This is a genomic window from Microbacterium sp. (genome assembly GCF_011620715.1).
Classification (GTDB): Bacteria; Actinomycetota; Actinomycetes; order Actinomycetales; family Microbacteriaceae; genus Microbacterium.
In genome coordinates this window covers 44,679-63,063 of record NZ_WOYP01000074.1, presented here as the reverse complement: position 1 = coordinate 63,063, position 18,385 = coordinate 44,679, and the positions used below count along the sequence as shown (strand labels likewise).

General features: G+C 68.8%; 22 protein-coding genes. 16 read left to right on the top strand and 6 right to left on the bottom strand.

Annotation, left to right across the window (positions count from 1 at the left end; translation table 11 throughout):
• Window positions 1-223: 223 nt before the first annotated feature.
• Window positions 224-1,258, top strand: a complete 1,035-nt coding sequence (locus QZV84_RS07450) for an aldo/keto reductase (RefSeq protein WP_292827654.1) — start codon at window positions 224-226, stop codon at window positions 1,256-1,258.
• 104 nt (window positions 1,259-1,362) lie between these two features.
• Complete coding sequence (locus tag QZV84_RS07445) at window positions 1,363-1,965, top strand: histidine phosphatase family protein (RefSeq protein WP_292827651.1); 603 nt, start codon at window positions 1,363-1,365, stop codon at window positions 1,963-1,965.
• On the opposite strand, the gene QZV84_RS07440 is transcribed toward QZV84_RS07445, so the two are convergent.
• Entirely contained in the window at window positions 1,953-2,438 is a 486-nt protein-coding gene (locus tag QZV84_RS07440) for a GNAT family N-acetyltransferase (RefSeq protein WP_292827648.1), read from the bottom strand. The two genes, QZV84_RS07445 and QZV84_RS07440, sit on opposite strands and share 13 nt — an antisense overlap.
• Window positions 2,439-2,493: 55 nt before the next feature.
• On the opposite strand from QZV84_RS07440, the gene dapB reads away from it, so the two are divergent.
• Together dapB and QZV84_RS07430 are read left to right on the top strand one after the other, a co-directional pair.
• Entirely contained in the window at window positions 2,494-3,306 is an 813-nt protein-coding gene (gene dapB, locus QZV84_RS07435; protein ID WP_292827644.1) for a 4-hydroxy-tetrahydrodipicolinate reductase, read from the top strand.
• Window positions 3,303-3,752: a hypothetical protein gene (locus QZV84_RS07430; RefSeq protein ID WP_292827642.1), complete on the top strand. Its 450-nt coding sequence runs from the start codon at window positions 3,303-3,305 to the stop codon at window positions 3,750-3,752. The genes dapB and QZV84_RS07430 overlap by 4 nt, the downstream gene beginning before the upstream one ends.
• Here QZV84_RS07430 and QZV84_RS07425 read toward each other — a convergent pair.
• The 4 genes from QZV84_RS07425 to QZV84_RS07410 form a co-directional block, all read right to left on the bottom strand.
• The gene (locus QZV84_RS07425; protein WP_292827640.1) at window positions 3,749-4,678 is read right to left on the bottom strand and encodes a TIGR01777 family oxidoreductase; all 930 of its coding nucleotides are present in this window, start codon (window positions 4,676-4,678) and stop codon (window positions 3,749-3,751) included. The genes QZV84_RS07430 and QZV84_RS07425 overlap by 4 nt on opposite strands.
• The gene (locus tag QZV84_RS07420; protein WP_292827638.1) at window positions 4,671-5,096 is read right to left on the bottom strand and encodes an OsmC family peroxiredoxin; all 426 of its coding nucleotides are present in this window, start codon (window positions 5,094-5,096) and stop codon (window positions 4,671-4,673) included. Before QZV84_RS07420 ends, QZV84_RS07425 begins: the two co-directional genes overlap by 8 nt.
• 102 nt (window positions 5,097-5,198) lie before the next feature.
• Complete coding sequence (locus QZV84_RS07415; protein ID WP_292827635.1) at window positions 5,199-5,711, bottom strand: DUF4395 domain-containing protein; 513 nt, start codon at window positions 5,709-5,711, stop codon at window positions 5,199-5,201.
• Window positions 5,704-6,141, bottom strand: coding sequence for a thioredoxin family protein (locus tag QZV84_RS07410; RefSeq protein WP_292827632.1), 438 nt, complete (start codon window positions 6,139-6,141; stop codon window positions 5,704-5,706). Before QZV84_RS07410 ends, QZV84_RS07415 begins: the two co-directional genes overlap by 8 nt.
• A 123-nt stretch (window positions 6,142-6,264) precedes the next feature.
• Between QZV84_RS07410 and QZV84_RS07405 the strand changes: the two genes are divergently transcribed.
• The 12 genes from QZV84_RS07405 (at window position 6,265) to QZV84_RS07350 (ending at window position 17,507) form a co-directional block, all read left to right on the top strand.
• A complete protein-coding gene (locus QZV84_RS07405; protein WP_292827629.1) occupies window positions 6,265-7,074 on the top strand; it encodes a thymidylate synthase in 810 nt (269 codons plus the stop codon).
• Window positions 7,071-7,637: a dihydrofolate reductase gene (locus tag QZV84_RS07400; RefSeq protein ID WP_292827626.1), complete on the top strand. Its 567-nt coding sequence runs from the start codon at window positions 7,071-7,073 to the stop codon at window positions 7,635-7,637. Before QZV84_RS07405 ends, QZV84_RS07400 begins: the two co-directional genes overlap by 4 nt.
• A 31-nt stretch (window positions 7,638-7,668) precedes the next feature.
• On the top strand, window positions 7,669-8,646 hold the full coding sequence (dapA, locus tag QZV84_RS07395; protein WP_292827623.1) for a 4-hydroxy-tetrahydrodipicolinate synthase: 978 nt from the start codon (window positions 7,669-7,671) through the stop codon (window positions 8,644-8,646).
• Between the two features lie 71 nt (window positions 8,647-8,717).
• Complete coding sequence (locus QZV84_RS07390) at window positions 8,718-10,394, top strand: ribonuclease J (RefSeq protein ID WP_292827620.1); 1,677 nt, start codon at window positions 8,718-8,720, stop codon at window positions 10,392-10,394.
• Between the two features lie 102 nt (window positions 10,395-10,496).
• The gene (locus QZV84_RS07385; RefSeq protein WP_292827617.1) at window positions 10,497-10,988 is read left to right on the top strand and encodes a GNAT family N-acetyltransferase; all 492 of its coding nucleotides are present in this window, start codon (window positions 10,497-10,499) and stop codon (window positions 10,986-10,988) included.
• A gap of 59 nt (window positions 10,989-11,047) precedes the next feature.
• Window positions 11,048-13,708 (top strand): DNA translocase FtsK, encoded by a 2,661-nt coding sequence (locus QZV84_RS07380; RefSeq protein ID WP_292827614.1) that lies wholly within the window; start codon window positions 11,048-11,050, stop codon window positions 13,706-13,708.
• Complete coding sequence (gene pgsA / locus QZV84_RS07375; RefSeq protein WP_292827611.1) at window positions 13,708-14,280, top strand: CDP-diacylglycerol--glycerol-3-phosphate 3-phosphatidyltransferase; 573 nt, start codon at window positions 13,708-13,710, stop codon at window positions 14,278-14,280. Before QZV84_RS07380 ends, pgsA begins: the two co-directional genes overlap by 1 nt.
• Window positions 14,277-14,807: a CinA family protein gene (locus tag QZV84_RS07370; RefSeq protein ID WP_292827608.1), complete on the top strand. Its 531-nt coding sequence runs from the start codon at window positions 14,277-14,279 to the stop codon at window positions 14,805-14,807. Before pgsA ends, QZV84_RS07370 begins: the two co-directional genes overlap by 4 nt.
• Before the next feature lie 147 nt (window positions 14,808-14,954).
• Window positions 14,955-15,263 carry a helix-turn-helix transcriptional regulator gene (locus QZV84_RS07365; protein WP_292827604.1) on the top strand — a complete coding sequence of 103 codons (309 nt, stop codon included), beginning with the start codon at window positions 14,955-14,957 and terminating at the stop codon, window positions 15,261-15,263.
• An 11-nt stretch (window positions 15,264-15,274) separates the two neighbouring features.
• Window positions 15,275-15,499 (top strand): DUF3046 domain-containing protein, encoded by a 225-nt coding sequence (locus tag QZV84_RS07360; protein WP_292827601.1) that lies wholly within the window; start codon window positions 15,275-15,277, stop codon window positions 15,497-15,499.
• 272 nt (window positions 15,500-15,771) lie between these two features.
• Window positions 15,772-16,821, top strand: a complete 1,050-nt coding sequence (gene recA / locus QZV84_RS07355; RefSeq protein ID WP_292827598.1) for a recombinase RecA — start codon at window positions 15,772-15,774, stop codon at window positions 16,819-16,821.
• Between the two features lie 53 nt (window positions 16,822-16,874).
• Window positions 16,875-17,507: a regulatory protein RecX gene (locus QZV84_RS07350; RefSeq protein WP_292827595.1), complete on the top strand. Its 633-nt coding sequence runs from the start codon at window positions 16,875-16,877 to the stop codon at window positions 17,505-17,507.
• Window positions 17,508-17,540: 33 nt separating this feature from the next.
• On the opposite strand, the gene QZV84_RS07345 is transcribed toward QZV84_RS07350, so the two are convergent.
• A complete protein-coding gene (locus tag QZV84_RS07345; protein ID WP_292827592.1) occupies window positions 17,541-18,314 on the bottom strand; it encodes a hypothetical protein in 774 nt (257 codons plus the stop codon).
• Window positions 18,315-18,385 lie beyond the last annotated feature (71 nt).

Below are 18,385 nucleotides of genomic sequence, written 5' to 3'. Positions count from 1 at the left end.
AGGAGCGGGCATCCGCATTCTGCCGCCCTGTCCTATGAGCAGGGGACAGGCGGCGGGATTTTAGCGCCTCGTGACCCAAGCGTTATCCAATATTTACCCACAGGACGCCGGAATGACCGGCTTCAGACCGTGCACGACCTACCCTCGAACTAAGTGCCGGGGGGCGTGAAGAACTTCGCAGTCACGGAAGCTCCGTCCGGAGTCGATGTGAGGGGGTGGGGCGATGGCGGCAGTCGGTGTCGACGCGGCGGTCTCGGCGGCGAGCCTGCCGCTGGTGCCCGCGCCCGGCAACGTGCATCCCTCCGCCCCGATCCCTGTTCAGGGCCCGCCGCTCGGAGAGGCGCTTCGCGTCGGCCTCGGCGAGACCGGCGCGCAGATCCTCCCGCTGATCCTCGGCGGCGCCGAATTCGGCTGGAACGTCGATCTCGAATCCAGCCACGAGATCATCGACGCATACATCGAGCGCGGCGGAAACGCCCTGCACACCGCCGACAGCTTCGCCGGCGGACGCAGCGAGCACATCATCGGGCAGTGGCTGCATTCCCGCGGCCTTCGCGACGAGATCACCCTGGCGGTGCGCGTCGGCGGCCACCCCGACAACCCGGGGCTCGGCCCGGTCAACCTCGTGCGTGCGGTCGAGGCATCGCTCACGCGTCTGCGCACCGACCACATCGACGTGCTCTACCTCGACGCGGCCACCGGTCCGATCGACCTCGAGCAAACGCTGGCCACGGCGGATTGGCTCGTCGAGTCGGGCAAGGCCCGCGCGATCGGCGCGGCAGGCTTCACGGCCGCGCAGCTCGTCGACGCCCGCATCTACGTATCGGCCGGCTATCCCCGCATCACCGTGCTGGATGTGCCCTTCAACGTTCTGCGCCGCCACGAGTTCGACGCAGACCTGCGCCTGGTCGCGGGCGCGCAGGGCATGGCGGTCACCCCATCGCATGCGCTCGAACACGGCTTTCTCGCCGGAGGTCACCGCACCCGGCTGCGGGGCGGACTGTCGGTTCGCGGCGTGCAGATCGCCGCGAACATCAACCGGCGCGGCAGCCGCACTCTGCGGGCGCTCGATGCGGTCGGAACGGATCTGGGCGTGCCCACCGCGGCGGTCGCCGTCGCGTGGCTGCTCGCGCAGAAGCTCGTGACCGCCCCGATCGTGAACGCCTACGCCACCCAGCACGTCGAAGAGCTCGTGCAGGGCACCGGCGTGCGCCTCAGCCGCAGCCAGCTCGCCGACATCGCCCGCGCGTCCGAGTAGTCGCCCCCACGTCGCTTCCTCCCCCGATCCCGCAAGGCAGATCCGGTGACATAGGCTGGATGGGTGCTTGCAGGGCACGCGAATCCCCGACGAAGTGAGCTGGCGTGACGCACTACATCTATCTCGTGCGGCATGGCGAACATCAGGACGCCGAGCACGGACTGGTCGATGGACCGCTCTCACCGCGGGGTCGCCGTCAGGCGGGATTCCTCGCCGATCGGCTGTCGGGCGTGCCGTTCGACGCCGTCTGGCATTCTCCGCTCGAGCGCGCGAGTCAGACGGCGCGCGCGGTAGCGGAGCGGATGCCGTCCCTTTCACCGCAGCCATCCGCACTGCTGTTCGACTGCGTGCCGACCGGCATGACCGCCGAGACCCCCGGCGTGTTCGAGGCCTTCTTCGGGAGCGTGACAGAGGCGGAGGTCGAGGCCGGGCGCGCGCAGATGGCCGATGCGGCGAGCGAGTACCTCGCGCGCAAGAGCGGCGAGGTCCACGAGCTGCTGATCACGCACAACTTCGTGATCGGCTGGTTCGTCCGCGAGGTTCTGCAGGCGCCGGAGTGGCGATGGATGACGCTCAATCAGGCGCATTGCGGTCTGACCGTGATCGCCCAGAAGCAGGGTCGCCCCTGGACGCTCCTATCGCACAACGATCTGGCTCATCTGCCCGTCGAGCTGCGCACCGGTCTTCCCGAGATCTACCCGGTCTGATCCGCCTCGAGCGCCTTCGCATACCAGCGCGTCGCGTTGGGATTGTCGTTGTAGGGGTCGACCGCCTCGAACCCGGCCGCCACATACAGACGCCCGGCGGCCTCGAGCGTGTGATGAGTGTCGAGCACCAGTTCCCGCGCGCCGAAAGCGATCGCGCGATGCTCGAGGTCTTCGAGCAGCACGCGGCCCCAGCCGCGGCCGCGGTTCTGCGGGCGCAGATAGAGATGCTTGACCTCGTACCGTGGCCCGAGAGCTCCGTCGTCGATGCGACGGATGCCGCCGCATCCCACGCTCTGATCCTGGTCATCGCGCACGACCACGAACACACCGCCGGGAGGCTGGAAAACCGACGCATGGGGAAAGACGGTCGTGTAGGCGTGCCCGGGGAAGGTTGCCGCGCGCATCGCGAAGTACTCGGCGAGCAGCTCGCGCGCGCCGGGGGCGTCCACGGGCTCTTCGCGCAGTGTCACCATCCCCCGAGCGTAGCCGCGGCGATGATGCGCCACGCGCCGCGGATACGATGAGTGCATGACGACGCGCGTGGCCATTGTCGGCGGTACAGGCAAGCTGGGTGGCATCATCCGCGACGTGATCGACGCGGACGATGCCTTCGAGGTCGCCGCGACGCTCTCCTCGGCCTCCGCACTGTCCGAACTGGACGGAGCCGATCTCGTCGTCGATGCCTCGACTCCGGCCGTGTCCATCGAGGTCGTGCGCGCGGCGGTCGAGCGGGGCATCAACATCCTCGTCGGCACCTCGGGCTGGTCCGCGGAGCGCATCGCGCTCGTGCGGCCCCTCGTGGACGTCGCCGGCACGGGAGCGGTGTTCATCCCGAACTTCTCCCTCGGATCGGTGCTCGGCTCAGCGCTCGCCGCCGCAGCCGCGCCGTTCTTCCCGTCCATCGAGATCGTCGAGGCGCATCGCGAGACCAAGGTGGATTCGCCCAGCGGAACCGCGGTGCGAACCGCCGAGCTCATCGCGGCGGCACGTGCCGAGGTGGGGCCGGTCGAGTCGCCGCACGTCGACCAGCGCGCCCGAGGCCAGCAGGTCGCCAGCGTCCCGATCCACTCACTGCGCCGACCCGGCGTGCTCGCACGCCAGGAGGTCGTGCTCTCCGGGCCCGGAGAGTCGTTGACCCTGATCCACGACACCGTCGACTCGGCGCTCGCCTACGCCCCCGGCATCCGCATCGCCCTTGCGGCCGCGCGCGACGCACGGGGTGTCATCGTCGGGCTTGACAGCTTCCTCGACTTCCGCATGCGCGTGCCGCGTCCGGCCTCCGGGCGTCCGGTCGAAGAAGGCGGCGTGCCGGGCCAGGTCGCCCGCGCGACCGGCGTATGACCGCACGCATCGGCGTCGCCGTCATGGCGGTGCTGCTGGGTCTCTACATCATCATGGTCGCGCAGCGCGCCTGGCTCCTGCTGATCAGCGGACAGCCGATCGCGATCGCGATGGGCCTCGCCCTGGTGGTGCTGCCGGTCATCGCCGCATGGGCGCTGGGGCGCGAACTGTGGTTCGGCGTACGGGCCGAGCAGCTCGCCCGCCGGCTCGAGTCCGAGGGCGGACTGCCCGAAGAGCCCGTCACCGTGCGGCCGAGCGGCCGCGTGGAGCGTGAGGACGGCGATGCGGTGTTCCCGATCTATCGCGCCGACGTCGAGGCGCACCCTGAGGACTGGCGGGCCTGGTATCGGCTCGGGCTGGCCTACGACGCTGCCCGCGACCGCCGGCGTGCGCGTGCGGCGGTGCGACGGGCCATCCAGCTCGAGACCGCTCAGCGGCGCCGCTAGCTGTCGCGGGCGGGGACAGCGGCATCCACCGCCTGCTCGACGGTGTTGTGGGTGAACGTGAAGCCCGAGGCTTCGAGCACGCTCGGCAGCACTGCGGCGTCGGTCGTGAGCAGCGCCTCGGTCGCATCCGTGCCGAGCACGAGCTTGATCGCCCAGACGGGCGCCCGCAGCAGGAACGGCCGGTTCATCCGCCTCGCGAGGGCGAAGCCCAGGTCGTTGGCGCTCGCGATCTCCGGTCCGGTCAGGTTGACCGGACCGGAGATCTGCGAATCGATGACGTGACGGATGGCGCGCACTTCGTCCTCGAGGGAGATCCAGGGCCACTTCTGGGTGCCGCGGCCGATCGGGCCACTGACCCCGAACCGCGTCAGCAGCATGAGCGGCTTCAGCACGCCCAGGGGATCCACCAGCGGCGCGGTGCGCAGCAGCGCGACCCGCGCGTGATCCCCGGCGCCCAGTGCCGCGCTCTCCCACTCGCCGCAGAGGTCGGCCAGGAAGGTCTCCCCGCGGGGAGAGTCCTCGGTCAGCAGCGCGCCCGGAGCGGACCCGTAATACCCCACCGCGGATGCTGAGATGAAGGCCGGGGCACCCGAACCGAGCTCCCGCACGGCCCGCGCGATAGCGCGCGTCGGCGTGAGCCTCGACCACAGCAGGGTGTTCTTATAGTGCGGGGTCCACGGGAATCGGCCGATCGTCGCGCCGTTGAGCCCGACGACCGCGTCGGCACCCTCGAGCACGCTCGGGTCGAGCGGACCGGAGCCCGTGAGCCACTCGACCTCGTCGTCGGCTGCGGGTGGCCGGCGCACCAGGGTGGTGACCTGGATGCCGTCGCCCCGGAGGCTGCCGACGAGGGCCGAGCCGATCAGGCCCGACGCGCCGGCGACGACGACCCGCCGCGCGCCGGGATCCGGGGCGGGGTCAGGCAAGCGTGGCCTCGAGAGTGATATCGATGCCCGCCAGTGCCTTCGAGACCGGGCAGTTCGCCTTCGCGTCGGCGGCGATGCGGTCGAAGGCCTCGCGCTCGAGGCCGGGGACCACGGCGTTGACATTGAGGTGGCTGCCGGTGATTCCGGTGCCGGGCGTGAACGTCACCGATGCCGTGGTGTCGATCGACTCGGGTGGTGTCCCGTTCTCAGCCAGTGCGGCCGAGAAGGCCATGCTGAAGCACGACGAGTGGGCCGCCGCGATGAGCTCTTCCGGCGTTGTCACTGAGGTGGAGCCCTCGCTGCGCGCCTTCCAGTTCACATCGAACGTGCCGATGCCTGAGGACCGGAACGCGACCTGGCCCGATCCGTCGATCAAGCCGCCGTTCCAGAGGGTTGTGGCTTCGCTCGTGACGGTCATCGGAACCTCCTGGTCGACGTGCCCCCGCGCTCCGGGCGCCTCGCCGTCAGCCTAACCGCGGGAATGACGCCTCGCGACCGATTGACCGAGGTTGGTCGCAGCTCAGGCCGCGGCCGGGCGTTCGCGGCCGACGATGCCCACGCGCTGCAGCAGCAGGTACAGCTGGCAGCCCAAGCACAGGCCGAACACCGCGTTGAGGAAGGCGGCGGCGAACGCGACCGCCGCGGCGGTCGGCAGCGCCCACGGGACGCCGGCAAGATGCAGGATCAGGCCGATCGTCACGATGACCAGGCCGACGCCCTGCGCGAAGCGCGGCGGGCGTGGGTCCTCGAGATCGGCCGGGGGCTTCAGTCGCGGCTGCACCAGCGTGCGGTAAAGCGCGCCCCAGGGCGCCGTGCGCGGTGACAGGACGCCCCACAGGAACAGCAGCCCGATCGCCAGGAGCAGCAGGAACGCGGGTTCGACAGCCCGCTCGGCCACTGTTGCGCCGATCGGCGTCGTGAGCCCGAGGAACACATCGACGAGGAGGAGCAGCGCGGTGATCCCCGCGACGAAGCGCGGACCACGCGGGTCTATCTCGCGCGGCCTGCGTGCGGCATCCGTTCGATCAGACATTCGCAGTCTCTCCGGAAAGGCGGTTGAGTTCGAGCTCGAGGACGTCGCGGTTGGGAACGCCACCGAAGCGCGTCTGCACGACGCCTTCGCGGTCGAGCACGATGGTCGTGGGGGTCTGCATGATATGGAAGTGCTTGGCGATGTCGGGACGGTGGGTCACATCGATGTCGAGGTGCTGCACGCCCTCGTGACGATCGGCGACGGCCGCGAGCGTGCGGTGGACGCCGGGGCAGCGCGAGCAGAGCTCGGTGCTGAACTGCAGGAGCGTCGCGGTCTGCCCGAGGGATTCGGCGCCGAGGCGCGTCGGCTGCACCACCTCATGGGGGATGTGCCGGCGTGGCCGGCCCTGGCGCCACTGCACGAAGACGCCGAGCGCCACCGTCACTGCCAGAAGGACAGCGAGGCCGATGAGTGCGTTGCCGAAGGTCACAGCGTCCACGCTAACCGCTTGCGCCTGAATAGGGCCCGCAGGCGGTCTCTATGACGTTCCGGCCGTAACAATTCGCCCGGCGCCCCCGTCCGGCGCCGGTAGCGGAGGGATACCATCGAATCGATGTCTGAGACGATCCCGACGCCCTACGAAGACCTCTTGCGCGAGGTGCTCGAGCAGGGCGCCGTCAAGACCGATCGCACCGGCACCGGCACGCGCAGCGTGTTCGGCCGTCAGTTGCGCTTCGACCTCTCGCAGGGCTTTCCGCTGGTGACCACCAAGCGCGTGCACATGAAGTCGATCGTGTACGAGCTGCTGTGGTTCCTGCGTGGTGAGTCCAACATCGCCTGGCTGCAGGAGAACGGCGTGACGATCTGGGACGAGTGGGCCGACGCGTCCGGCGAGCTGGGCCCGGTCTACGGGGTGCAGTGGCGATACTGGCCGACCCCGTCCGGCGAGACGATCGACCAGATCGCCGGCGTCATCGACGAAATCCGGCGCAATCCCGACTCCCGCCGCCTCATCGTGTCGGCCTGGAATCCTGCCGACATCCCGGACATGGCGCTGGCTCCGTGCCACGCGCTGTTCCAGTTCTACGTGGCCGATGGGCGTCTCTCGTGCCAGCTCTACCAGCGCAGCGCCGACCTGTTCCTCGGCGTCCCGTTCAATATCGCCTCGTACGCGCTGCTGACCCACATGGTGGCACAGCAGACCGGACTCGAAGTCGGCGACTTCGTGTGGTCGGGCGGCGACTGCCACATCTACGACAACCACCAGGAGCAGGTTCGGCTGCAACTCGGGCGTGAGCCGTTCGCGCCGCCCACCCTGCGCATCACACGCAGGCCGGACTCGATCTTCGACTACCGGTACGACGACTTCGTGATCGAGGACTACCGGCACCATCCCGCGATCCGCGGGGCCGTCGCAGTATGACGGCGGCCTCGAAGGTCGGGCTGATCTGGGCCCAGGCCGAAGGCGGCGTGATCGGCCGAGCCGGCGGGATGCCATGGCACGTGCCGGAGGACCTTGCTCACTTCAGGCAGATCACGATCGGGTCGCCGGTCGTGATGGGCCGCGGCACCTGGGACTCGCTCGATCCTCGCTGGCGGCCGCTGCCGGGGCGCCGCAACATCGTCATCACCGGGCAGCCGGACTGGTCCGCCGAATCTGCGGAGCGGGCAGGTTCGGTGGACGAGGCTCTGGCACTCGCGGCATCCGATCATCCCGAGTGGATCTGGGTGATCGGCGGCGGCACGATCTTCGGGCTCACGATCGGCGACGCCGACCGGCTCGAGGTGACCGAGCTGCGACATCCCGAAGGGTTCGAGGCACTGCCGGACGATGTGCGTGCACCGGCGGTCGACCCCGAGGTGTTCGCGCTTTCGGCTGCCGAGCCGGCCGAGGGTTCGGGGCAGTCCAGAAGCGGCATCCGCTATCGCTTCGTCCGATACGAGCGGGTGGCTGATGCACCACGGGGCCCAGCCGGCAGCGGATGACCGTCCCCCACCGAGCCGTTAGCCTGAAGGCATGACGCATACGGGCAATCCCTTCGGCCAGGTGCTCGTCGCGCTCGTCACTCCGATGACAGCCGACGGCGAGGTCGATTGGCCTGCCGTCGAGAAGCACATGGACGACGTCATCACCGCCGGAGCCGACGGCATCGTCGTCACGGGCACCACGGGCGAGACCAGCACACTGACGGATGCAGAGAAGATCAGGCTGGTCGAGGTCGGCAAGTCTGTCGCCGCAGGCCGGGCGAAGATCATCACGGGCGGCGGCTCGAACGAGACCGCGCACGCGATCGAGCTCTACAAGGCGAGCGAGAAGGTCGGCGCCGACGGCCTCATGATCGTCACGCCGTACTACAACAAGCCGACGCAGGCGGGCGTGCTGACGCACTTCCGGCTCGTCGCCGACGCCACCGACCTGCCGGTCATCCTCTACGACATCCCCGGTCGCACCGGCGTTCCGATCATGTACGAGACCATCATCCGGATCGCCAAGCACCCCAACGTGCTGGCGATCAAGGACGCCAAGGGCGACTTCAGCGAGGTCAGCCGTGTGCTCAACCAGACAGACCTGATGTACTTCTCCGGCGACGACGCCAATGTGCTGCCGCACCTCTCGATCGGCGCGACCGGTCTCATCGGCGTGACCGCGAACATCGCGGCCCAGCCATATCGTGCGATCGTGGATGCCGTCAACCGCGGTGATCTGGCGGCCGCGACCGCGGCGCACAAGCAGGTCGAACCGCTCGTGCGCGCCGTGATGACCCACGTGCCCGCCACCGTGTCGGCGAAGTACATCCTGCACGGCCTCGGCCGGATCGGCAGCCCGCGCGTGCGGTTGCCGCTGGTCGGTCCCGAAGAGTGGGAGGCCGCGAAGATCGAGGACGAGCTCGCGCTCGTGCGCGATGTCCCCGGCGCCGACTTCTCCAACTTCCGCCCCGATCGCAACGCAGCCGCCGGCGGCGCTCTGCCGAAGGTCTCGGGAACAACAAGATGATGCGACGCGCGAGCCGCTGAACGGTCGCGCGCGCGAAAGCGGATGCCACGGCATCCCGAGGAAGGCCTCTGATGCCCAGCACCGTTTACGGTCCGCCCGATCTCGACGCGGGAACTCTCCGCGTGACGCCGCTCGGCGGACTCGGCGAGATCGGCCGCAACATGACCGTCTTCGAGTACGGCGGCAAGCTGCTGATCGTCGACTGCGGGGTGCTGTTCCCCGAGGAGCACCAGCCCGGCGTCGACTTGATCCTGCCCGACTTCGAGCCGATCAGGAACCGGCTCGACGATGTCGTCGGCGTCGTGCTCACGCACGGCCACGAAGACCACATCGGCGCGGTTCCGTATCTGCTGAAGCTCAAGCAGGACATCCCCCTGATCGGCTCCGGCCTGACTCTCGCGCTGATCGAGGCCAAACTCAAGGAGCACCGACTCAAGGCGTACACGCTCACGGTCACCGAGGGCCAGCACGAGCGCATCGGTCCGTTCGATCTCGAGTTCATCGCGGTCAACCACTCGATCCCCGACGCGCTCGCGGTCGCGATCCGCACCCCCGCGGGCCTCGTGCTCGCCACCGGCGACTTCAAGATGGACCAGCTGCCCCTCGACGGGCGCATCACCGACCTGCGCGCCTTCGCCCGGCTGGGCGAGGAGGGCGTAGACCTGTTCCTGGTGGACTCCACGAACGCGGACGTCCCCGGCTTCACGCCGCTCGAGCGCAGCATCGGCCCGGTGCTCGATCAGGTGATCGGCAAGGCTCCGCGCCGGGTGATCGTGGCGAGCTTCTCCAGCCATGTGCATCGCGTGCAGCAGGTGCTCGATGCCGCCGCCGCGCACGGCCGCCGCGTCGCGCTTCTCGGGCGCAGCATGGTGCGCAATATGGGCATCGCCGAGGAGCTCGGCTACCTGCACGTGCCCGACGGCGTCTTCATCGACTACAAGAAGGCGCGCGATCTCCCGGACGACAAGATCGTCTACATGTCGACGGGCTCGCAGGGCGAGCCGATGGCCGTGCTCAGCCGGATGGCCAACAACGACCACGAGATCGAGCCCGGCCCCGGCGACACCGTCATCCTCGCGTCGAGCCTGATCCCGGGCAACGAGAACGCCGTGTACCGGGTCATCGACGGCCTCACCAAGCTGGGCGCGAACGTCGTGCACAAGGGCAACGCCAAGGTGCACGTTTCGGGGCACGCCGCGGCGGGGGAACTGCTGTACTGCTACAACATCCTCAAGCCGCGCAATGTGCTGCCGGTGCACGGCGAGTACCGGCATCTGATGGCCAACTCCCGTCTTGCGCAGGACACCGGCGTACCGGCCGAGCGCACGATCCTCGGCGAGAACGGCACCGTGATCGACCTGAAGGACGGCGTCGCGAACGTCGTCGGACAGCTCGACATCGGCTTCGTCTACGTCGACGGCTCGACGGTCGGCGAGATCACCGAGGCCGACCTCAAGGACCGCCGCATCCTGGGCGAAGAGGGCTTCATCTCGGTCATCGTGGTGGTGGATGCCGCCACGGGGCGCATCATCACCGGTCCGGAGATCCACGCCCGTGGGTTCGCGGAGGACGACGCCGTGTTCGACAGCGTGAAGCCGAAGATCGCCGCGGCGCTCGCCGAGGCCGCGCAGTCCGGGGTTCGCGACACGCACGCGCTGTCGCAGGTCGTGCGCCGTGTGATCGGCCGCTGGGTCAACCAGCAGCTGCGCCGCCGACCCATGATCGTTCCGCTGGTCATCGAGGCGTAGCCGAGATCACAATCCAGCGCTGTGTCCAGGCGCAGCCGTGTTTCGCAGCTCCGCGCCGCATCGATGTCTGCGCATCTCCCCAAGGGCCGGTAAAATCGGTCAATGGCACCCTTCAGCGTCCGCCCGGCCGGCCAAGCCGACGGCGCCTTCCTCGGCGACATGGTCGTCGAGGCCGTCAACTGGCGTCCCGGTGCCGCGCGCCCGAAGCATCAGGTGCTGTCCGCGCCCGAGCACAGCCGCTACGTGTCGGGGTGGAAGCGCCCCAGCGACACCGGCTTCGTGGCGCTGGACGCGTCGGGCGAGCCCATCGGCGCCGCATGGTACCGGCTGCTTCCGCGCAGCGACCCGGGCTTCGGCTACGTCGGCACCCGCGTTCCCGAGCTCATCATCGGAGTGCGCCCCATCTGGCGCGCGCACGGGGTGGGCCGCACCCTCCTGCAGGCGCTGACGCAGCAGGGCCGCGCCGACGGGTACGCCCGGCTCAGCCTCAGTGTCGAGCGGGGCAACTTCGCCGTGTCGCTGTACCGCAGCGAGGGCTTCGCGGTGACCCAGAGCGGGATCGGCCGCGACACGATGGTCAAGCGCCTGCAGTGACGGATGCCGGGGGCCGCGTCGTTGCGGTGATTTACGGTCCGCCGCCGTAGCGTAGGGGCATGGCCAGGAGCTCAAGCCCGACCAAGAGTGGTCGCGCGCCCGCGAACGGGTCTTCGTCGCGCACGTCGTCCGGGGCCCGAAAGCCCGCCCCGGCGCCGAAGCGATACGTCGGCGAGACCGAGAAGCCGCCGCTCATCGTGCGCGCCTGGATGGGTCTCGCCCACGGCACCGGCGGGCTGTTCCGGGCCTTCGGCCCTGAGACGCTCGAGAAGGACCAGCGGCGCGACGGGCTTCCGTTCCTCATCGTGCTCCTGGCTATCGCCGGCGCGGTCAACGAGTGGTTCTTCATCGGCGATGAGGTGGCGGGCAATGTCAGCGCCTACACGGCGGGCGGCTTGCTCGGCCGCGTTTCGTTCGTGCTTCCCGTCCTGCTGCTGCTGCTGGCCGGCTGGTTGTTCCGGCATCCGGCATCCGTCCACGACAACGGCCGCATCGGCATCGGCTTCGCCCTGTTCGTCCTGTCCATCGCGGGCTTCTGCCACATCGGCGGGGGGCGGCCGCAGCCTCGCCAGGGGCTTCCCGCGCTCAGCGAAGCGGGCGGCGTGTTCGGGTGGATGCTCGGCGAGCCCTTGGCGCTGCTGATCACCGACATCGGCGCGGGCGTGGTACTCGGCGTGTTCACGGCGCTCAGCATCCTGATCCTCACCAAGACGCCGCCGAACCGCATCGGGCGTCGCCTCGGCGACCTGTACGCCTGGATGTTCGACGCCGAGCGTTCGCAGCCGGCCGACGCGGCCGACGTCGACGAGAGCGCCGCCGAGGACCCCTCGCTGCCCTGGTGGCGGCGCAACAAGACCGGCCGCGAGAAGGACCCCGACGGCGGCATCGGGTCGCAGGACCTCACTGAGCTGCTCGCCCCGGGCGCGGTGCAGGGCGGGTTCGAACAGGCAGCGGTCACCATCCCGCCCCCGCCCCCGCTCCCCTCCGAGGCGCTCACCGAGGTGATCGACCCCGGCGTGCTCGCGGGCGGTGCCCGTGCGGCGAAGAAGTCCGGGACCGGTATCCGCGATGACGACACGGCGACTCCGCTGGATGACGGCGTGCTCCCCGGTCTGAGCGGTCTCGGCAGCGACGGCCCCCGCCACGCGCCCATCTCGCCGTACCGCCTGCCCTCGGTCACCGCACTCGCTGCGGGCACTCCGCCCAAGGCCCGCTCGGCGGCCAACGATGCGGTGGTGGCCTCGATCACCAGCGTGCTGCAGCAGTTCCAGGTCGACGCGCGCGTGACCGGCTTCTCGCGCGGTCCGACGGTGACGCAGTATGAGATCGAGGTCGGTCACGGGGTCAAGGTCGAGCGGATCACGGCGCTGCAGAACAACATCGCTTACGCCGTGGCATCGAACGAGGTGCGCATCCTCGCGCCGATCCCCGGCAAGTCCGCGATCGGCGTCGAGATTCCCAATGTGGACCGCGAGATCGTCACTCTGGGAGACGTCCTGCGGTCGCCCGCCGCTCAGCAGGCCAACCACCCCATGACGATCGGCGTGGGCAAGGACGTCGGTGGTGGCTACGTCCTGGCGAACCTCGCGAAGATGCCGCACCTCCTGGTGGCCGGTTCCACCGGCTCGGGAAAGTCCAGCTTCGTCAACTCGATGATCACGAGCCTTCTGATGCAGGCGAAGCCCTCCGATGTGCGGATGGTGCTGATCGACCCGAAGCGCGTCGAGCTCACCTCATACGCCGGCGTGCCGCACCTGATCACGCCGATCATCACGAACCCCAAGAAGGCCGCCGAAGCGCTGCAGTGGGTCGTCAAGGAGATGGACATGCGATACGACGACCTCGCGTCGTTCGGCTATCGCCACATCGACGACTTCAACCGCGCCGTCGTGGCCGGTGAGGTCGTGCTGCCGCCCGGCAGCGAGCGGGTACTGAAGCCTTATCCCTACCTCCTCGTGGTGGTCGACGAGCTCGCCGACCTCATGATGGTGGCGCCGCGCGACGTGGAGGACTCGATCGTCCGCATCACGCAGCTGGCGCGGGCCTCCGGCATCCATCTGGTCCTGGCCACGCAGCGGCCGTCCGTCGATGTCGTGACCGGTCTGATCAAGGCCAACGTGCCGTCGCGTCTGGCCTTCGCCGTGACGAGCGTCACCGACTCGCGGGTCATCCTCGACCAGCCGGGAGCCGATCGACTCATCGGCCAGGGCGACGCGCTTTTCCTGCCGATGGGCGCCTCCAAGGCCATCCGCGTACAGGGCGCGTGGGTCAGCGAGGACGAGATCGAGAAGGTCGTCAAGCACGTCACCGCCCAGGCGCGGCCGGAGTACCGCGAGGTCGCCGTCGTCGCCGAGAAGAAGGAGATCGACGCCGACATCGGCGACGACCTCGAGCTGCTGCTTGCGGCGACCGAGCTGATCGTCTCGACCCAGTTCGGCTCGACCTCCATGCTTCAGCGCAAGCTGCGCGTCGGCTTCGCCAAGGCCGGCCGCCTCATGGACCTTCTCGAATCCCGCGAGATCGTGGGCCCGTCCGAGGGGTCCAAGGCGCGCGACGTGCTGGTCAGCGTCGAGCAGCTCCCCGACGTTCTGGCGCGGCTGCGCGGCGACGACGTGCCCACGGCGGCATCGAGCGACCCGGTCGACGCGCAGTTCGACGGGTACCCCGTGGTCGACGCGGAAGGCGAAGAAGACGCCTGGGGATTGACGGGGCGCGACTGATGGCCGTTCCCCGCCAGCTGCCCAACACGATCACGATCGTGCGCATCTTCATGGCGCCCGTCTTCCTGTGGATGCTGCTGGTCGACGGCGGGGCCGACGGGCCTCTGCGCTGGTGGGCCGCGGTGCTGTTCATCATCGCGATCGCGACCGACGGCATCGACGGCTGGATCGCCCGCCGCTACGAGATCGTCACGGATCTCGGCAAGCTGCTCGACCCGATCGCCGACAAGGTGCTCACCGGCTTCGCCTTCATCGGTCTCTCGATCCTCGGCGAGCTGCCGTGGTGGGTCACCATCGTCGTGCTGATCCGCGAGGTCGGGATCACCGTGCACCGGCTTGTCGTGGCGAGCGACCACGTGGTCGCCGCTGCGTGGATGGGAAAGCTCAAGACCCTCGCGCAGGCGGTGGCCCTGTCGCTGGCGCTGCTGCCGCTGTGGACCCTGGTCGGAGACTGGATCTTCTGGGTCAACGGCGTCACGATGACGATCGCCGTGCTGCTGACGGTCGCCAGCGGGATCGACTACGTCATCACCGAAGTGCGAGGGGCGCGTCGCGGGCGGAGCGCCGCGTGACGCCTGCCGCGCGGGACGCGGCAGGCCCATCGGTCGAATCCTCCGCCGACGAACTCGTGGGGCGGCTGATCGCCCGCGGATGGAGCGTCGCGGTCGCGGAGTCCCTCACCGGCGGCCTGGTGGTCTCGTCTCTCGTGTCGGTGCCTGGCGCGTCCGCCGCGGTGCGCGGCGGCATCGTCGCTTACGCGACCCCGCTGAAGCACACCCTGCTGGGGGTGGATGCCGCGCTCCTGGCCGCAGAGGGCGCCGTGCACCCGGATGTGGCGCGGCAGATGGCCGCGGGTGTCCGAGAGGCTGCCGCGGTCGACGGGGAGGCCGCGGATGTCGGCATCGCCACGACCGGCGTCGCCGGTCCGACGCCGCAGGACGGCCGGGCCGTCGGCACCGTCCACATCGCCGTCGCGACTCCGGACGGAATCCGGGGGGCCTCGCTTGCGCTCACGGGAACTCGCACGCAGATCCGCGCGGAGGCGACTGCGGCGGCGCTCGCGCTCGCGCTCGCGTGCATCCCTCCGGCAACGTCGTGAGAGGCGGGAACAGACCGTGTTTCGTGTCGGTTACATTCCGCGATTCCCACCCATTCCCCAGCCCACGGGATTAGATTGACCTCGTCCGGTGTTGTAATGTTATCCACCCGGATACGGCGGAATCAGAGAGTGAGGAGGGGGCGCATCATGATCCTGGTACGACAAGAGATCGGCGAAGTCCTGCGTGACTTCCGGCAGCAGAAGGGACGCACCCTCCGCCAGGTTGCGAGCCGTGCGAGCGTTGCACTCGGCTACCTGAGCGAGGTCGAACGCGGTCAGAAGGAAGCATCGAGCGAGATCCTCGCGTCCGTCGCGGACGCACTCGATGTGCCCATCTCGATCATCATGCGCGAAGTCGGAGACCGCATCTCCGTGCTCGAGGGCATTCAGACCTTCCCCGACGTCGTCCCCGACGATCTGGTCGCGTCGGTCGACGCCGAACTTTCCCTGCGCTGACTCACGCCCCGATGCGTCGAAGCGAATTCGATCGCGCCGTCAGAGACGAGTTCGGCGCGCAGGGGAGTGCGCTGGTCGCAGATCTGGTCCACTCGAAGTTCGGGGACCGCACGGCTGCGCAGGCGCTGGATGCCGGCATCCCGGCTCGTGAGGTGTGGCTTGCGCTGTGCGACGAGGCGGACGTTCCCCTCGAGCGCCGCCACGGCGTGGGACGTCTCGAGCCGCGCCGCCGCTGACGCGTGTCTCGAAAACGCGCGTTGCTCGACGACTGACTTCGCCACGGCGTGTCGTCGAATATCTGTTCGACGCGCGCGTAGGCTCCTGCACAGCGGAGTCGAGGACGTCTCTGTCCACAGGACGGGTGAGGAGCGAAGACGAATGTCGGAGCCCATCCCTAGCGTGAACAACGTCGAACGACACCACACGCCTTGTCGCAGCATCCCCTCCGACCCTCGGGGTGGAGCGCGACAGCCTACAGGCGACGGAACGCGAGCATAAGGAGCACGCCATGCCCTCACCCGAAAACCGCGAGAAGGCCCTCGAATCGGCACTTGCCCAGATCGACCGGCAGTTCGGAAAGGGCTCGGTCATGCGGCTGGGCAGCGACGAGCGCGCCCCCGTCGAAGTGATCCCCACCGGTTCGATCGCCCTCGACGTCGCACTGGGCATCGGCGGACTCCCGCGCGGCCGCATCGTTGAGATCTACGGTCCGGAGTCGTCCGGAAAGACCACGCTCACGCTCCACGCGATCGCCAACGTGCAGAAGCAGGGCGGCATTGCGGCGTTCATCGACGCCGAGCACGCCCTCGACCCGGAATACGCGCAGAAGCTGGGCGTCGACATCGACCAGTTGCTCGTCTCGCAGCCCGACACCGGTGAGCAGGCGCTCGAGATCGCCGACATGCTCATCCGCTCCGGCTCGATCGACCTCGTCGTGATCGACTCGGTCGCCGCTCTCGTGCCGAAGGCCGAGATCGAAGGCGAGATGGGCGACTCGCATGTCGGCCTGCAGGCGCGGCTGATGTCGCAGGCGCTGCGCAAGCTCACCGGCGGCCTGAACACGACCAACACGACGATGATCTTCATCAACCAGCTGCGCGAGAAGATCGGCGTCTTCTTCGGAAGCCCCGAGACCACCGCCGGCGGCAAGGCGCTGAAGTTCTATGCGTCCGTGCGCCTCGACATCCGTCGTATCGAAACGCTGAAGGACGGCACCGACGCGGTCGGAAATCGCACGCGCGTAAAGGTCGTCAAGAACAAGATGGCGCCGCCGTTCAAGCAGGCCGAGTTCGACATCCTGTACGGTACCGGCATCTCGCGTGAAGGCAGCCTGATCGACTTCGGCGTCGAGCACGAGATCGTCAAGAAGTCCGGCGCCTGGTACACCTACGACGGCGAGCAGCTCGGCCAGGGCAAGGAGAACGCCCGCAACTTCCTGCTCAAGAACCCTGATATCGCCGCCGACATCGAGTCCAAGATCAAGGTCAAGCTGGGCATCGGACAGCCGAAGGCCGTCGAAGCCGTGAGCGACGAGCTCGCCCAGCGTCGCCCGGCGTGATGGTCCGATTCATCGAAGACGGGAGCGAGCCGAGCGCCGCTCCACTTGCCCCAGTGATCCCGCTGTTCGGCGGCCTCGACTCGCCTGCTGAGCACCGTCCGGCTCCCTCCGCTCGCCCAGGAACCTTGGAGCGAGACGAAATGCCCACCGGGCATTCGGCATGGGACGACGATTATGAGCAGTACGACGATGATGAAACCGACGGGGATGATGGCGAGAGCGTACAGGTGCGCGCGGCATTCGAGCGGCTGATCCGAAAGCTGCGTCGTCGTGGGCTTTCCGTGGCGGAGGCGACGGACTCACTTGTGGCGGACGGGGTCGATCGCGTGGTCGCTGAGGTCTTCATCGCTGAATTGGAGGACAGACGGTGGCTGGGCGACGCCGCGCTCGCCGAGCAGATCGTGCACACCGCCGTCACACGTAAGGACGAGGGGCGACGGGCGATCGCGCAGACTCTGGCCAAGCGCGCCATCCCGCGTGACGTAGCGGATGCCGCGCTCGCGTCTCTCCCGGACGACGACGCGGCGAGGGCGCTGGAATTCGCTCGCGGCAAGATGCGATCGATGAGCGGACTCGATCCGCAGACCGCGACACGGAGGTTGATGGGACAGCTGGCCCGACGAGGCTACTCTTCGTCGGTGGCGTTGTCGGCAGCGCGTCAGGCATTGCTGGAGCACGGCGTCTGAGCGCCGCCGTGCATCAGGGATCGCCGAGCGACGTCATCCGTGAGGAGCCGACGAGGAGTCTTCGCCGGTGTCGCGCGGGGCGACCGGGCCGCCCGACGCCGTGCGGACGAGCCTTAGCCAATGGCGGGCGAGCAGGATGCATGCTACAGACCACGGCACGAGCGAAGCCACGCCGAAGACAAGGCCGACAGTGCCAGCCGTCGAGGGTACGAGCATGAGAATGCCGGACGCGAGCAGCCAGGCGATCGTCGCACGGCCATACACGCCGGTGCGCACCATAGCCGCCACCCAGATGAGCAGCACGATCGCGCCGAGCTCGTAGTAGACGAGGAAGGCGGTGCCTCGCCATGACGCCAGCAACGCCTCGCCACCGGCCTCAAGTGACGCGGCCGCGTCACCCGTCGCCTGGGCTGCTCGCCCCGCGAGGACGAGCAGCTCGAACGCGGGGTTTGAGGCCATATACGACGCTATGCCGATCACGCCGAACGTGAGCGCGATCGCGGTCAGGCTCGGGGCTCGTCGCGCGAGCGTCGCGGCGAGCGCAAGGTACATGAGCACGACGAGCAGGTTGTTGACGATGTAGAGCCCGTCGAGCGACAGGATTCCGAGTGCCGGATTGCGCTGCATGAGCTCGAAGATCTCGGGAACACGCTCGGGCGGCGGCCACGCCGCAAAGACGGCGATCTGCACGACGATGAGTGCGACCGAGGCGATCGCAGCCCACGCGCCGACGCGCAGCAGGCCGGTGGGATCTGGTGCGCTAGACGGGTCCCGGGCGGGATCGGCTCGGAACTCCGTCGGGCTCACGTCAGACCCCGCTACGCGTCGGCATCACGTGCGGAGCATATCAGCGGTCCGCCCCGGTCACCACGCCGGAA